This window comes from Micromonospora sp. NPDC049497, assembly GCF_044465805.1.
Classification (GTDB): Bacteria; Actinomycetota; Actinomycetes; order Mycobacteriales; family Micromonosporaceae; genus Micromonospora.
The window spans coordinates 165606-180821 of record NZ_JBITMC010000010.1 but is presented as its reverse complement, the minus strand read 5'-3'; the positions used below and the strand labels follow the sequence as shown (position 1 = coordinate 180821).

Below are 15216 nucleotides of genomic sequence, written 5' to 3'. Positions count from 1 at the left end.
TTCTTCGCGGGCTGTCGGGAGCAACAAAAAGACCCCCCGCGAATGCAGGAGGTCTGCGCGCTCGGCGGAGGGGCCGGCGCGCTAGCTGTCGATAATCAGGACGGTGCTGGTCACGATCGATACTGTGCCACCCCGGCCCGCTTTTGGGAGGAAGAATCCACATGCCGGGACGGTGACGCAGGGTGTCCGTACCGGATCCGACGGACCCGCCCCGGCGCGACACGCCGCCGGTGATCGACTTCACAAGTCATCCGGCCGCTGATCGGCGGAAACGCCCCTACGGAAGCATCTGGAACCGATCCAGTTACCGGCCTCGTGCCGCTGTCAAGGAGGACCTGTGCTCACTGTCGGTGACCGCTTCCCCGAGTACGAACTCACCGCCTGCGTGTCGCTCGACGCCGACCGGGCGTTCGAGACCATCAACCACAAGTCCCACGAGGGCAAGTGGCGGGTCGTCTTCTTCTGGCCGAAGGACTTCACCTTCATCTGCCCGACGGAGATCGCCGAGTTCGGCCGGCTCAACGGCGAGTTCGCCGACCGGGACGCCCAGGTCCTCGGGGTGTCGGTGGACAACGAGTTCGTCCACTACGCGTGGCGCAAGGACCACCCGGACCTGCGGGAGCTGCCGTTCCCGATGCTCAGCGACATCAAGCGCGAGCTGACCGCCGCCTGCGGCGTGCTCGGCTCCGACGGCGTGGCCCAGCGGGCCACCTTCATCGTCGACCCGGACAACGAGATCCAGTTCGCCATGGTGACCGCCGGCTCGGTCGGCCGCAACGTCTCCGAGGTACTGCGGGTCCTCGACGCCCTGCAGACCGACGAGCTGTGCCCGTGCAACTGGAACAAGGGCGGCGCGACCCTCGACGCCAACTCCCTCCTCGCCGGCGCCGGTGCCTGACATGGGTCTGGACGTGGTCAAGGCGGCCCTGCCCGAGTACGCCAGGGACATCCGGCTCAACCTCGGCTCCACCATCAGCACGTCGACCCTCAAGCCGGAGCAGGCCTGGGGCACCGCGCTGGCCTGCGCGGTCGCGGCCCGCAACGCGGTCGTGCTGAGGGAGATCGCCGACGAGGCGGGCAGCCACCTCACACCCGAGGCGGTCGAGGCGGCCAAGGGCGCCGCCGCCATCATGGCGATGAACAACGTCTACTACCGGGCGAAGCACCTGATCGGGGACGAACAGTACCAGTCGATCCCGGCTCGGCTGCGGATGCAGATCATCGCCCGACCGGGCGTCGAGAAGGCCGACTTCGAGCTGTGGTGCCTCGCCGTCTCGGCGATCACCGGCTGCGGTGTCTGCCTGGAGTCGCACGAGAAGACCCTGCGCAACGCGGGTTTCAGCCGCGACCAGGTGCACGAGGGGCTGCGCATCGCCGCCGTCGTGCACGCCGCCGCGGTCACCCTCGACGCCGAGGCCGCGCTCGCCTGATTCCGCTCCTGGTCGGCGTGTATCGATCGCCACAGGGGGGTAGGAACCGTACGACAGGCAACATCCCCCGAGAAAGTCGAGAAAGGGAGTGAACGCCATGGAGCGGCTCGACCCTCGAACGACGCACGGGACGCCGGATCCGCTCGTCCACGGCGGACAGGGAGCCTTCCCGGGCGACGTGCCCGGCGGCACCTTCGACCCGTGGCGCTACCGGGACGAGGCCGGCGTGACCGGCGCCGACCTGGTGGGCTACAAGGTGGAGGCGAGTGACGGCGGCATCGGCAAGGTGGACAGTGCCAGCCACGAGGTCAACTCCAGTTACCTCGTGGTCGACACCGGTCCGTGGATCTTCGGCAAGAAGGTCATGATCCCTGCCGGCACCGTCAACCACGTCGACCACGACGAGCGGAAGGTCTACGTCGACCGGAGCAAGGACCAGATCAAGGCCGCGCCCGAGTACGACGAGACCGCCGACACCGACCCGGCCTACCGGGACAAGCTCGGTGGTTACTACGGCGAGACGTACTCGGCCATTCCGCCGGGTACCGCCAGGTAACGGTTGATCCTGTTCAGTGGCCGGTGGGGCGGAAGCCCCACCGGCCGCTACCGTGTCGACGTGGACACCATCGGTACGGACCGCAGGATCCCCTTCAGTGCGATGTTCAACTTCCGCGACGTCGGCGGCCACACCGGCCACGACGGCCGGACGGTGCGACGGAGCCGGCTCTACCGCTCCGACTCCCTGCACCGCATCGACGACACCGACCGGGAGGCGTTCGCCGCCCTCGACGTACGGACCGTGATCGACCTGCGCCGCCCCTACGAGGTCGAGCGGGACGGCCGGGTTCCCGACTTCGCCGGGTTGACCTGGCGCAACATCCACCCGGAGCACGCCGAGTGGCACGAGCGCCCGTACGAGCCCGGCGCCGACCTGGCCCGCTACCTCGCCGACCGGTACGCCGACCTCGCCGCGACCGGGACCGCCGGGCTGGCCGAGGCGATCGGGCTGATCGCCGACTCGGCGAACGCCCCGGTCGTCGTACACTGCGTCGCCGGCAAGGACCGCACCGGCATCGTCTGCGGCCTCACCCTCGCCGTGCTGGGCGTCCCGGACGAGGACATCGCCGCCGACTACGCGCTGAGCACCGAGGCGGGCGAACGGTTCATGGCGTGGTTCGCCTCCACCGGCCAGCAGATGCGCCCGGGCCTGCCCCCGCTCACCTGCCCGGAGCAGGCGATGCTCCTGTTCCTCGCCGAACTCCGCGAGGGCCACGGCTCGGTGGAGGACTACCTCCGCCACGCCGGCGTCACCGACGCCCAGCTCACCGCCCTCCGCGAGCACCTGCTGGAGCGTGTGTAAGGAAGGGCCCCTTCTTAACGCCTGGCGTTAAGAAGGGGCCCTTCCTTACATCTCAGAGGACGCGGTGGACCCAGTTGTGCGGGTCGGCGACCTCGCCACGCTGGAGGTCGACCAGCTGCTGGCGCAGGGCCATGGTGACGCGGCCCGGCTCACCGCCACCGACGAGGAACTCCCCGTCGGGGAAGCGGACCGTGCCGATCGGCGTAACCACCGCCGCGGTGCCGCACGCGAACACCTCGCGCAGCCGCCCGCTGGCCGCGTCGGCCTGCCAGTCGGCGAAGGTGACCGGCCGCTCCTCGACCCGGTGGCCCGCGTCCCGGGCCAGGGTCAACACCGACTCCCGCGTGATGCCGGGCAGGATGGTGCCGGTCAACGGCGGGGTGACCAGGGTGTCGTCGTCGTAGACGAAGAAGACGTTCATGCCGCCCAGCTCGTCGACGAAGCGCCGCTCGACGGCGTCCAGGAAGACCACCTGGTCACAGCCGTTCTCGATCGCCTCGGCCTGGGCCGCCAGCGACGCGGCGTAGTTGCCGCCGCACTTGGCCGCACCGGTGCCGCCCGGCGCGGCGCGGGTGTAGTCCGGCGAGACCCAGACCGTGACCGGCTTGACCCCGCCGGCGAAGTACGCCCCGGCCGGCGAGGCGATCACCACGTACAGGTACTCGTTGGCCGGCCGCACACCGAGGAAGACCTCGCTGGCGAACATGAACGGTCGCAGGTAGAGGCTGCCGTCCTCACCCTCGGGAATCCACTCGCGGTCGATCTCGATGAGCCGGTGCAGCGACTCGACGAAGGTCTGCTCCGGCAGCGGGGGCATCGCCATCCGACGGGCCGAGTCGGCGAACCGGGCGGCGTTCGCGTCCGGCCGGAACATGGTGACCCCACCGTCGGCGGTGCGGTACGCCTTCATCCCCTCGAAGATCTCCTGCGCGTAGTGCAGGACAGCCGCCGCCGGGTCCATCGGGATGGGCGCGCGCGCCTCGACCCGGGCGTCGTACCAGCCCTTACCGTCGGCGTAGCGGACGGTGACCATGTGGTCGGTGAAGACCCGCCCGAAGCCCGGGTTGGCCAGCAGGGCGGCCCGTTCGGCGGCGGATACCGCCGCGGGATTCGGACGGATCTCGAAATCGAGCTTGTCACCACCGCTCATGCGCTGACCTCCTGCGAGAGACGGCACACGGGTCCGCATGCCGAGAAGTAGGGTGCGAGAAACTTACCCCGAACGGTCGTTCAGCGGGTAGCGCCGCTCCGGCGCGCTCGCGGTGCCGGAGCGGGGGTGGTCCGCCGCGCACTCCCCGTGATCGGGACAGGCGCCGGTGGGCCGGGGTGACCGGACCGGGTCGGTTCGGGTCGGGAGGGGGTCGCCGGCCGGGTGCGGCCGGCGACCGCACCGGCCGGGTCGGCCGGCGGCGGGTCTAGACGGTGGCGTGTGCGGCCAGCCGGTCCCCGACCTCCTCGGTGCGTACCGGTACGCCCGCTACGCGGCCGGCCAGCTCGGTGCCGACGGCGGCGGTGATGCGGGCGGCGGCGTCGGCGTGGCCGAGCTGGTCGAGCAGGAGGGCGGCGGAGAGCACGGCGGCGACCGGATCGGCCAGGCCCCGCCCGGCGATGTCCGGTGCGGAACCGTGGACGGGCTCGAACATGGACGGGTACGTCCCGTCGGGGTTGATGCTGCCGCTGGCCGCGAGCCCGATGCCGCCGGTGACGGCGGCGGCGATGTCGGTGAGGATGTCGCCGAAGAGGTTGTCGGTGACCACCACGTCGTAGCGCTGCGGCTGGGTCACCAGGAACATCGCGGCGGCGTCGACGTGCTGGTACTCCGTGGACACGTCGGGGTTCTCGGCGGCCACCGCGTCGAAGGTGCGGGCCCACAGGGACCCGGCGTGGGTCAGCACGTTGGTCTTGTGCACCAGGGTGACCTTGCGCCGCTCCCGGCGCCGCGCCCGCGCGAACGCGTCGCGGATCACCCGCTCCACCCCGTGCCGGGTGTTCAGGCTCTCCTCGGTGGCGATCTCGGCCGGGGTGCCCCGGTGCAGGCTGCCGCCGGCGCCCGCGTACAGGCCCTCGGTGCCCTCGCGGACGACCACCAGGTCCACCTCGCCGGGCTTGACGCCGCCCAACGGGCCGGCCGTGCCGGGCCAGAGGCGCGACGGCCGGAGGTTCACGTACTGGTCGAAGGCGAAGCGCAGCTTGAGCAGCAGCCCGCGCTCCAGCACGCCCGGCGGGACGGTCGGGTCGCCGACGGCGCCGAGCAGGATGGCGTCGTGCCCGGCCAGCTCCTCCAGCACCGAGTCCGGCAGGACCTCGCCGGTGCGGTGGTAGCGTGCCGCGCCGAGGTCGTACTCGGTGGCCTCGACCCCGGGAAGCACGGCGTCGACGACCTTGCGGGCCTGCGCGACCACCTCGGGGCCGATACCGTCCCCGGCCACCACCGCGATCCGTGCCACGTCTGCTCCTTCGTCCGGCCGTCCGCCCGACGGTACGCTCCCGTCCCGCCTCCCGGTACGGCGGTTCCACAATACGGGAAACCCGGATGCACAGGAGCCTCCCAGGTGACATTCATGGTGTGGTCATGTGCCCTGCCTAGGGTGATGGCCAGCGGGTCACGGGGGCCCGTGTGCGGCGACGCGACGACAGCGGGACCGCTCGGGTGAGGAGCAGTGCGATGCGGATCGACGAGCAGCCACGGACCCGGTGGGTGGACCCGACGGCATTCCGGCAGGGCTGGCGGGCGGACCTGCGGCTCGGCGCCCTGCGTCACCGCGTCGACCGGTCCGGCGTCGTCGCCGGGGACCGGATCGCCGTGCAGCACAGCGTGCGCACCGCCACCGCCGAGTACTCGCTGCTGCTCAACGCTCCCGGGTGGCTGGGCCGCCGGGGTGTCGGCGAGGCGCTGCGGGACGCCGTCGCGGAGCTGCGCGCCATCGACCTGACCTACGGGCCGGCCCGGCCGGAGAGCCTGGTCTCCCGGCTGCGCCGGGGGGAGATCAGCCCCGAGTCGTACCCGCCCCTGACCGATCTCGTGGACCGCTGCGCCGCGATGCGGGCGGCCACCGACGGCTGGTTCGACGCGTGGGCGGTCCCCGGCGGCTTCGACCCGGGCGGCCTGCTCGGCGGGTGGGCGGTGGAGCGGGCCGCGGCCCGGTTGCGCGCCGCCGGCATCCACGACTACGCCGTGCTCACCGGAGCGGACCTCGTCGTACGCGGGCACGCGGCGCACGGCGGCCCGTGGCGGGTGGCCGTGCACCACCCCACCGACCGGCGGCGCGCACCACTGGTGCTGGAGATGACGGCGGGCGCGGTCGGCACCTCGGGCGTGACCGGCCGGCAGGGACACGTGGTGGATCCGCACACCGGGGAGCCCGCCGACCAGTTGGTCGCCGCGACGGTCGTCGGCCCGGACCTCTCGGTCGCCGACGCGTACGCGACCGCTCTCTACGCCGCCGGCCCGACCGGGCTGGCGTGGTTCCGCAACGGGTCCGACTACCGTGCGCTCTTCGCCCACCGGCGCTGACACCGCTGTCGGGAGAAGCGAGCGAGACCACCTCCGGGCCGCGATCGGCCCCCACGGTCTCGGCAACGACCGTGGGGGCCGGCCAGCGTCGAGTGCGCGTGGCTCGCGCAATCGAGGGGTGCGGGCCGGTCGGGTCGCGGCATCGACCTCGTCACCCGAAGACGGGTCCATGTCGCGAACTCGGCCAGTGACCGCACGGGTACGCTAGCGAATCGACGCAACTCGACGCAAGAGTCTCCACTCCGGACCGTCCGGCCAGGATCGGCTCATCCGACCGGTTGGCCTGCGGCGGGGCAGTTGCGTACCGGTGAACGACGAATGGCACTCTGTCCGCCGTGAGTTTCGATCTGAGCGTGTGGGCCCTGGCGGACGGGGCGACGCCCGAGGACGTACGGGCAGCGGTGGAGCGGTGCCGGCAGGGACAGCACGTCGACCGCTACCCCGACCCACGGGTGGTGCGGTTCTACCGGGCGATCACCGCGTCCTACCCGGACCGGCACCCGGGGGCGGACACCCCGTGGGCCGTCACACCGCTGCACGCGGCCAACGACCACGTCGAGCTGAACCTGCACCCGACCTGCGAGGACCAGGTGCTGCTCGACATCGAGCGCCTGGCCGGGGAGAACGGGCTGATGCTCTTCGACGCCCAGGACGGTTCGGTCTACCCGCCGCCGGCGCGCCTGCCCGGCTGACGACCCCCGCGTACGACGAAGGGGCCCGGCGGATCGCCGGGCCCCCGCTGTCGTACGTGCCTACTCGTCGCGGAGGTCCGCGGCGCTGGCGGCGACCGCGCCGATCGAGTCCGCTGCCGAGGTGAGCAGGTCGGCGCCGAGCGCCTGGTCGACCGTGAGGGTCATCAGGGTCTCGCCGCCGGCCTCCCGGCGGGCCACCTGCATCGCGGCGATGTTGATGCCGGCCTCGCCGAGCAGCGTGCCGACGGTGCCGACGACGCCGGGCCGGTCGACGTAGCGCAGGAAGACCAGGATGCCCTCCGCGCCGATCTCGACGTCGAAGCCGTCCACCTCGGTGAGCTTGAGGACGTCGCGGGTGCCGGCGGTGGTGACGGTGCCGGAGACGCTGACCGTACGGCCGTCGGGCAGCGCGCCCCGGATGGTCACCAGGTTCGGGTGGTCGACCGTCTCGGTCTGGGTGGCCAGCGTGACCTCGACGCCGCGCTCCGCGGCCAGGTGCGGCGCGTTGACGTAGGTGACCTGCTCCTCCACGACGGAGCTGAACAGGCCCTTGGTGGCGGCGAGCTTGAGCACCGAGACGTCGTGGTCGACGACCTCACCGCGCACGTCCACGACGACGCTGGCGGCGACGCCGCCGGCGACGGCCGTGAAGGCGCGGCCCAGTTTCTCGGCCAGCGGCAGCAGCGGCCGGACGTCCTCGGCGACGACGCCGCCGGCCTGCACGTTGACCGCGTCCGGCACGAACTCGCCCTGGAGCGCGAGCTTGACGCTCTTGGCGACGGCCAGGCCGGCCTTGTCCTGCGCCTCGCCCGTAGAGGCGCCCAGGTGCGGGGTCGCCACCACGTTGTCGAAGGCGAACAGGGGCGACGAGGTGCACGGCTCCTTGGCGTAGACGTCCACGCCGGCGCCGGCGACCCGGCCCTCGGCGATCGCGTCCGCGAGGGCCTGCTCGTCCACCAGCCCGCCGCGGGCGGCGTTGACGATCCGCACGCCGGGCTTGACGATCGCCAGCTCCTTCTCACCGATCAGGCCCACGGTCTCCGGGGTCTTCGGGAGGTGGATGGAGATGAAGTCGCTCTCCCGCAGCAGCTCCTCCAGGCCGACCAGGCGCACGCCGAGCTGGGCCGCGCGGGCCGGCTGGATGTAGGGGTCGTACGCGATGAGCCGGGTGCCGAAGGCCGCGATCCGCTGCGCGAACAGCACGCCGATGCGGCCGAGGCCGACCACGCCCACCGTCTTGCCCTGGATCTCCACGCCGGTGTACTTCGACCGCTTCCACTCCCCCGCCTTCAGCGCCGCGCTGGCGCTGGCGGTGTTGCGGGCCACGGCGAGCAGCAGTGCGAGGGCCTGCTCGGCGGCGGAGACGATGTTCGAGGTGGGGGCGTTGACGACCATGACGCCCCGCGCGGTGGCGGCCGGCACCTCGACGTTGTCCAGACCGACGCCGGCGCGGGCGACCACCTTCAGGCGCGGCGCGGCGGCGATCGCCTCGGCGTCGATCTGGGTGGCGCTGCGGACGATGACGGCGTCGGCCTCGGAGAGCGCGGAGAGCAGGGCCGGGCGGTCGGTGCCGTCGACGTGACGGACGTCGAAGTCGTGGGCGAGCACCTCGATGGCGGCGGGAGCGAGTTCTTCGGCGATCAGTACGACAGGATTCATTGGTCCTCGTAGATGTCGTCAGAGCGGGCGGCGGGGCGGCGGGAGGCGGCGCTGCGCCCCGCGCTGGTCCGTGCCATGGCCGTCAGGTGCCGGCTGCGCACCTATCTGGGATCGTAGGGGGCGGGCCGGACGACATGTCCCGGACACCGGGGTGAGTGCCCTCACAAACGGCGCGTGACGTGCGGATTAACGATCGTTCACGAGGTCGTGGGGCGGGGTCGAAACAGCATGATCCACTCGGCCTCGCTGAAGTCGGGGTGTCCTGGCTCGGGAAGGGGCCGACTTCAATGACGCCGAGTGGATCATGCGGTAGCTCGGGAGGGCGAATCCGGCCCGGGTGGCGCGACCGGCGGTCCGGCGTCGACGTCGGGGAGAACGTCGACACCGGACCGCCGGCCGACCACACGCCGGGAACGAAGCCCGCCGGCGGTCGGACCGTGCGCCAGGTCAGGCGGTCTCGGTGATCGGGCGGTCCACCCAGCTCATCATGCCGCGCAGCTTCGCGCCGGTCTCCTCGATCGGGTGCGCGGCGCCCTCGGCCTGCCACTTGGCGAAGTTGGGCCGCCCGGCCTCGTCCTCGGCCACCCACTCCCGGGCGAACTCGCCCGACTGGATCTCGCCCAGGATCTTGCGCATCTCCTCCTTGACCCGGGAGTCGATGACGCGCGGGCCCCGGGAGAGGTCGCCGTACTCGGCGGTGTCGGAGATGCTGTAGCGCATCTTCGCGATGCCGCCCTCGTACATGAGGTCGACGATGAGCTTCAGCTCGTGCAGGCACTCGAAGTACGCGACCTCGGGGGCGTAGCCCGCCTCGGTGAGCACCTCGAAGCCGGTCTGCACCAGCGCCGCCGCGCCGCCGCAGAGGACGGCCTGCTCGCCGAAGAGGTCGGTCTCGGTCTCCTCCTTGAACGAGGTCCGGATCGCGCCCGCCCGGGTGCCACCGATGCCCTTCGCGTACGACAGGGCCAGAGCCAGGGCGTTGCCGCTGGCGTCCTGCTCGACGGCGACCAGGCACGGCACGCCCTTGCCGTCGACGTACTGCCGGCGGACCAGGTGACCCGGCCCCTTGGGGGCGACCATCGCCACGTCCACCTCGGCCGGGGGCTTGATCAGGCCGTAGCGGATGTTGAAGCCGTGGCCGAAGAACAGCGTCTTGCCGGGGGCCAGGTTCGGCGCGATCGACTCGGCGTAGATGGTGCGCTGGGCGGTGTCCGGGGCGAGGATCATGATCACGTCGGCCTCGGCCGCCGCCTCCGCCGGGGTGAGCACCCGCAGGCCCTGCTCCTCGGCCTTGGGCCGGCTCTTGGAGCCCTCCGGCAGGCCGATCACCACGTCGACGCCCGAGTCACGCAGCGACAGCGCGTGGGCGTGGCCCTGGCTGCCGTAGCCGATCACGGCGACCTTCCGGCCCTGGATCAGGCCCAGGTCGGCGTCGTCGTCGTAGTACACCTCAACGCTCATGGTTTCCCTTTCGTACGGCGGTGCCCGTCGGCCCGTCGTGGTCTGTGGTGCTGGGTCAGGCGGCGCGCAGCGCGGGACCGGCGGTGATGGAACGCGAGCCGCGCCCGATCGCCACCTGCCCGGACTGGACCATTTCCTTGATGCCGAACGGTTCGAGGTCGCGCAGCAGCGCGTCGAGCTTGTCGGGGGTGCCGGTGGCCTCGACGGTCAGCGTGTCCGGCGCGACGTCGACCACCCGGGCCCGGAAGAGGTTGACCGTCTCCAGCACCTGGCCGCGGGCCGCGCGGTCCGCGCGGACCTTGACCAGCAGCAGCTCCCGGGCGACCGACACCTGGGGGTCCAGCTCCACGATCTTGAGTACGTTCACCAGCTTGTTGAGCTGCTTGGTCACCTGCTCCAGCGGGGAGGACTCGGCGTTGACCACGATGGTGATCCGGGAGACGTCCGGGTTCTCCGTCTCACCGACCGCGAGGCTGTCGATGTTGAAGCCGCGCCGGGAGAACAGGCCGGAGACGCGAGCCAGGACACCCGGCTTGTTCTCCACCAGCACGGACAGGGTGTGCATGGTCATCAGATGTCATCCTCGTCGAAGACCGGGCGGACGCCGCGGGCGAACATGATCTCGTCGTTGCTGGTGCCGGCGGCGACCATCGGCCACACCATGGCGTCCTTGCCGACCACGAAGTCGATGACCACCGGCGCGTCGTTGATCGCCATCGCCGCCTCGATCGTCTTGTCGACGTCCGCGGCGTTCTCGCATCGCAGGCCGACGCAGCCGAGGGCCTCGGCCAGTTTCACGAAGTCGGGGATGCGGTGCTTGTGGGTGCCCAGCTCGGTGTTCGAGTAGCGCTCGTTGTAGAAGAGCGTCTGCCACTGCCGCACCATGCCGAGGTTGCCGTTGTTGATCACGGCGATCTTGACCGGGATGCCCTCCAGCGCGCAGGTCGCCAGCTCCTGGTTGGTCATCTGGAAGCAGCCATCGCCGTCCACCGCCCACACCACCGTGTCCGGCTTGCCGACCTTGGCGCCCATCGCCGCGGGCACCGCGTAGCCCATCGTGCCGAGGCCGCCGGAGTTCAACCAGCTGTACGGCTTCTCGTACGAGATGAACTGCGAGGCCCACATCTGGTGCTGGCCCACGCCCGCGACGTAGATCGCGTCCGGGCCGGCGATCTCGCCCAGCCGCTTGATCACGTACTGCGGCGAGAGGGTGCCGTCGTCCGGCTCGTCGTAGCCGAGCGGGTACCGCTCCCGCAGGTCGCGCAGCTGCGTCCACCAGTCGGACAGGTCGGCGGACCGGCCCGCCGCGTGCTCCACCGTCATCGCCGCGATCAGCTCGTCGATGACGTGCCGGGCGTCGCCCACGATCGGGACGTCGGCGTGCCGGTTCTTTCCGATCTCGGCCGGGTCGATGTCGGCGTGCACGACCGTGGCGTCCGGGGCGAACGAGTCCAGCTTGCCGGTCACCCGGTCATCGAAACGGGCGCCCAGGGCCACGATCAGGTCGGCCTTCTGGAGGCCGTACACCGCGGCGACCGTGCCGTGCATGCCGGGCATGCCGAGGTGCTGCTCGTGCGAGTCGGGGAACGCGCCGAGCGCCATCAGCGTGGTGACCACCGGGATGCCGGTCAGCTCGGCCAGCTTGCGCAGCCCATCGGTGGCGCCGGCCTTGAGCACGCCGCCGCCCACGTACAGCACCGGGCGGCGGGCGGAGGTCATCAGCCGGGCGGCCTCGCGGATCTGTTTGCCGTGCGGGTGCAGCGTCGGCCGGTAGCCGGGCAGGTCCAGCGTCGGCGGCCAGGCGAACGTGGTGGACGCCTGGAGGACGTCCTTCGGGATGTCCACCAGGACCGGGCCGGGCCGTCCGGTGCTGGCCAGGTGGAACGCCTCGGCCAGCACGCGCGGGATCTCCTCGGGGCTCTGCACGAGGAAGTTGTGCTTGGTGATGGGCAGGGTGATGCCCTGGATGTCCGCCTCCTGGAAGGCGTCCGTGCCGATCGAGGGCCGCGCGACCTGACCGGTGATCGCCACCATCGCCACCGAGTCCATGTACGCGTCGGCGATCGGCGTGACCAGGTTGGTGGCCCCCGGGCCGGACGTGGCGATGCAGACTCCGACCCGGCCGGTGGCCTGGGCGTAGCCGGTCGCGGCGTGCCCGGCGCCCTGCTCGTGCCGCACCAGGATGTGCCGGACCGACGAGTCGTAGAGCGGGTCGTACGCCGGCAGGATCGCGCCACCCGGGATGCCGAAGACGACCTCGACGCCGAGCGCCTCGAGGGACCGCACGAGCGAGCCGGCCCCGCTGACCTGGGCCGGGACGGGTGTGCGTACCGCGGGAACGGCCGGGGTGGCCGCGGCGCGGGCGGTGCCGGCGTGGTCGGCGTCGGTCGCCGGCTCGGCGGTCGCGCGGTTCCGCCGGGCGGAGTGGGCGAGTGTCTCGGGCGTGGGTCTCGTCATGGCGTTTCAGGCCTTCGGCTGGAGTGGGTGTGGCTTGGGGGTCCGACGCGGGCGGGCCGGCGTCGATCTGGTCCGACGGCAACAAAAAAGCCCTCGTGCAGGATGCACGGGGCCAGCGCACTCTCGACGGGGGAGAGCGCGCTCAGGTAAGTACTCGCAGAGACCGGTACGACATGCGGTCAAGCCTGACGCATCTCATGCGATGAGTCAACTGATCCCACATGTTGGTTAACGGATCTTCCGTATTCACCCGTTCGGGGAGCCGGCGCACCCTCATCGACCTGCTCGGACCCGCTCTCGGGGCGACGGGGGGCGGGCACCGCCGGCAGTCGACGGGGCACCGCGGGGGGCGGTACCGCCGGGGGCGCGGACACCGGCGCCGGACGGGCTCCGGGCGACGTGGCGGCCTCCAGCATCGCCTCCAGGTGCTCGGCGGGCACCCCCCAGCCGAAGAGCGCGCCCTGCCCGAAGCGACACCCGGCGGCCACCACCGCGGCCAGCTCGGTGGGGGTGGTCACCCCCTCGGCGATGACCTCCAGCCCGAGCTGGTGACCGAGGCGCATGACGACGTCGACCATCGGGGCGAAGGCGGGCCCGTCCCGGCCCACCGGTCGGACCGGCTCGTGCTCGGCGACCAGACTGTGGTCGATCTTCAGGATGTCGATCGGCAGGCGGCGGAGCTGCCCCAGGGACGAGTAGCCGGCGCCGAAGTCGTCCAGGGCGATCCGTACGCCGGTCAGCCGCAGCGCGGTCAGCCGCCGGATCAGCTCGTCGAGGTCGGTGGCGACGGCGTGCTCGGTCACCTCCAGCACCAGCCGCTGCGGGGGCACGTGGTGGGCGCGCAGGGCGTCGGCCACCTGGACGACGTACTCCGGGGCGTGCAGTTCACGCGGAGACACGTTGACCGACACCCAGACGTCGTGGCCGTCGGCGAGCCAGCGGGACAGCTGGTAGCAGGCCTCGTGCAGGACCCACGCACCGAGCTGGGCGATCATCCCGCACTCCTCGGCGAGCGGGATGAACTCGTCGGGACGGACGTTGCCCAGCTGCGGGTGGTGCCAGCGCAGCAGCGCCTCGGCGCCGACGGGGCGTACCGACGGCAGCGAGGCCACCGGCTGGAACGCCAGCCGCAACTCGCCGCGCTCGATCGCGCCGCGCAGCTCGTGCTCGACGACGGTACGCCGCCGCAGCAGCTGGTCGTACGCGGCGTCGTAGCGCTCGATCCGGTTCTTGCCGCGCTGCTTGGCGTAGCGCAGCGCCAGGTCGGCGTGGCGCAGCAGCAGCTCCACGTCGGGCTCGCCGGCCCACCCGGCGGTGCCGATGCTCACCGAGAGGAAGACCGGCCCCTCCGGCTGGTCGTACGCGCCGTGCAGGACACCGAGCAGCCGCTCGCCGACCCGATCCGCCTCGGACTGCCGGCCGTGCATCAGCACCGCGAACTCGTCCCCGCCGAGCCGGGCCGCCACGTCGCCGGGGCGCAGGTTGCCCCGCAGCCGCCGCCCCACCTCCGCCAGCACCGCGTCGCCGACGTCGTGCCCGCGCATGTCGTTGACGTTCTTGAAGCCGTCCAGGTCGAGGCTGAGCAGGACGCAGTTGGTGCCCGTCTCCGCGCACCGGTGCAGCGCGCGCAGCAGCCCCCGGCGGTTGGCCAGCCCGGTCAGCGGGTCGGTGTGCGCCAGCTCCCGGAAGTGCGCCTCGCGCTCGGCCAGCCGGCTGGCGTACTTCCGGACGTCGTGCAGCGTCAGGTACTGCCGGGCCACCAGCGCGAAGCCCTCGACGCTGCCGGCGACGATCCCCAGCGCGCCGAAGCGGCCGTCCTGGACGAGGTGGTACATCGCCGAGGCGGCCATGGCGAACATCGGGACCACGGCGTACTCGCCGTCGCGGCGGATCACGTCGACGTCGAGCTGGCACGGCGCCTCGAGGTACCAGTTCGCGAGCGCGGCGGCCAGGAGGCCGGCGGAGACCACGGCAGCACCGGCCAACGCGACACCGGAGCCGGCCTGACACAGGCCGGCCGCGACGCCGAGACCGCCGAAGGTCACGCCGGCGGCGCCGGCGGCGAGCGCGGCAAGGCGGTGCCGGGGCGGCGGAGCGCGGAACACCACGATCATGGCGAGGCCGGCGGTCAGGGCCGAGGCGACCGTCGCGAGCAGGATCGGCTGGCACGCCACCGGGGTGGACTCGCCGAGCAGCCGGGTCGGCCGCGAGAAGAGCACCCAGCCGACGAACCACAGCGCGGTCGCCATGATCAGCCCGTCGAGACCGAGCCGGAGGGCCGCACCCGCCGTCGGGGCCACGCCGGGCAGCCGGAGCAGGCCGGCGCAGAACAGCAGCCCACTCACCGCGACCCCGACCGCGACGACCGAGGCCCAGCCCGTCCGGGGCGTGTGGCTCCCGTGCCCGGCGGCACCCAGCGCCACGACGACGCCGACCAGCAGGCTCGCCAGCGCGAAGCCGCCGGCGACGGCGAGGAGCAGGTACGCCGGCCGGTGCTGCGGAGCGCGTCGCCGGGCGCCGACGGCCAGCAGCAGCGTGGCGCAGACGGCGACGAGGCCGCTCAGCACCGCGACGGTGACCATGCCCGGGGATGCGTGCACGTCCTCAACTGTGCCGGATGCGTGCCCGTCATGGGGGGCCGGG

12 protein-coding genes and 1 pseudogene are annotated in these 15216 nt (G+C 72.1%); 6 read left to right on the top strand and 7 right to left on the bottom strand.

All coding sequences use genetic code 11. From position 1 onward, the window contains the following. Positions 1-337: 337 nt before the first annotated feature. The 4 genes from ACIBR0_RS16430 (at position 338) to ACIBR0_RS16415 (ending at position 2790) form a co-directional block, all read left to right on the top strand. On the top strand, positions 338-898 hold the full coding sequence (locus tag ACIBR0_RS16430) for a peroxiredoxin (RefSeq protein ID WP_396716353.1): 561 nt from the start codon (positions 338-340) through the stop codon (positions 896-898). A 1-nt stretch (position 899) separates the two neighbouring features. Further along, positions 900-1430 (top strand): carboxymuconolactone decarboxylase family protein, encoded by a 531-nt coding sequence (locus tag ACIBR0_RS16425; RefSeq protein WP_396716351.1) that lies wholly within the window; start codon positions 900-902, stop codon positions 1428-1430. Positions 1431-1527: 97 nt separating this feature from the next. Then, the gene (locus ACIBR0_RS16420; protein WP_357029659.1) at positions 1528-1986 is read left to right on the top strand and encodes a PRC-barrel domain-containing protein; all 459 of its coding nucleotides are present in this window, start codon (positions 1528-1530) and stop codon (positions 1984-1986) included. A gap of 60 nt (positions 1987-2046) precedes the next feature. Further along, complete coding sequence (locus ACIBR0_RS16415; protein WP_396716348.1) at positions 2047-2790, top strand: tyrosine-protein phosphatase; 744 nt, start codon at positions 2047-2049, stop codon at positions 2788-2790. Positions 2791-2842: 52 nt separating this feature from the next. On the opposite strand, the gene ACIBR0_RS16410 is transcribed toward ACIBR0_RS16415, so the two are convergent. Further along, positions 2843-3940 carry a branched-chain amino acid aminotransferase gene (locus ACIBR0_RS16410; protein WP_396716346.1) on the bottom strand — a complete coding sequence of 366 codons (1098 nt, stop codon included), beginning with the start codon at positions 3938-3940 and terminating at the stop codon, positions 2843-2845. Between the two features lie 265 nt (positions 3941-4205). Further along, positions 4206-5237: a 3-isopropylmalate dehydrogenase gene (locus ACIBR0_RS16405; RefSeq protein WP_396716344.1), complete on the bottom strand. Its 1032-nt coding sequence runs from the start codon at positions 5235-5237 to the stop codon at positions 4206-4208. Between the two features lie 218 nt (positions 5238-5455). Between ACIBR0_RS16405 and ACIBR0_RS16400 the strand changes: the two genes are divergently transcribed. After that, the gene (locus ACIBR0_RS16400) at positions 5456-6304 is read left to right on the top strand and encodes an FAD:protein FMN transferase (protein WP_396716342.1); all 849 of its coding nucleotides are present in this window, start codon (positions 5456-5458) and stop codon (positions 6302-6304) included. Positions 6305-6639: 335 nt separating this feature from the next. Next, the gene (locus tag ACIBR0_RS16395) at positions 6640-6996 is read left to right on the top strand and encodes a hypothetical protein (protein WP_396716340.1); all 357 of its coding nucleotides are present in this window, start codon (positions 6640-6642) and stop codon (positions 6994-6996) included. Between the two features lie 60 nt (positions 6997-7056). On the opposite strand, the gene serA is transcribed toward ACIBR0_RS16395, so the two are convergent. The 5 genes and pseudogenes from serA to ACIBR0_RS16370 form a co-directional block, all read right to left on the bottom strand. Further along, positions 7057-8655, bottom strand: coding sequence for a phosphoglycerate dehydrogenase (gene serA, locus ACIBR0_RS16390; RefSeq protein WP_357029639.1), 1599 nt, complete (start codon positions 8653-8655; stop codon positions 7057-7059). Between the two features lie 447 nt (positions 8656-9102). After that, positions 9103-10134: pseudogene (gene ilvC, locus ACIBR0_RS16385) on the bottom strand (ketol-acid reductoisomerase); the annotation flags it as partial. Between the two features lie 37 nt (positions 10135-10171). Beyond that, entirely contained in the window at positions 10172-10687 is a 516-nt protein-coding gene (gene ilvN / locus ACIBR0_RS16380; RefSeq protein ID WP_357029636.1) for an acetolactate synthase small subunit, read from the bottom strand. Further along, complete coding sequence (locus ACIBR0_RS16375; protein ID WP_396716337.1) at positions 10687-12573, bottom strand: acetolactate synthase large subunit; 1887 nt, start codon at positions 12571-12573, stop codon at positions 10687-10689. The genes ilvN and ACIBR0_RS16375 overlap by 1 nt, the downstream gene beginning before the upstream one ends. Positions 12574-12752: 179 nt before the next feature. Next, positions 12753-15173, bottom strand: a complete 2421-nt coding sequence (locus tag ACIBR0_RS16370) for a putative bifunctional diguanylate cyclase/phosphodiesterase (RefSeq protein ID WP_396716335.1) — start codon at positions 15171-15173, stop codon at positions 12753-12755. Positions 15174-15216: the final 43 nt, after the last annotated feature.

Bases quoted from the DNA above. Each gene is read 5' to 3' on its own strand.
- ACIBR0_RS16425 (WP_396716351.1), top strand. From the start codon at position 900: ATGGGTCTGGACGTGGTCAAGGCGGCCCTGCCCGAGTACGCCAGGGAC.
- ACIBR0_RS16420 (WP_357029659.1), top strand. From the start codon at position 1,528: ATGGAGCGGCTCGACCCTCGAACGACGCACGGGACGCCGGATCCGCTC.
- ACIBR0_RS16410 (WP_396716346.1), bottom strand. From the start codon at position 3,940: ATGAGCGGTGGTGACAAGCTCGATTTCGAGATCCGTCCGAATCCCGCG.
- ACIBR0_RS16400 (WP_396716342.1), top strand. From the start codon at position 5,456: ATGCGGATCGACGAGCAGCCACGGACCCGGTGGGTGGACCCGACGGCA.
- serA (WP_357029639.1), bottom strand. From the start codon at position 8,655: ATGAATCCTGTCGTACTGATCGCCGAAGAACTCGCTCCCGCCGCCATC.
- ilvN (WP_357029636.1), bottom strand. From the start codon at position 10,687: ATGACCATGCACACCCTGTCCGTGCTGGTGGAGAACAAGCCGGGTGTC.
- ACIBR0_RS16375 (WP_396716337.1), bottom strand. From the start codon at position 12,573: ATGACGAGACCCACGCCCGAGACACTCGCCCACTCCGCCCGGCGGAAC.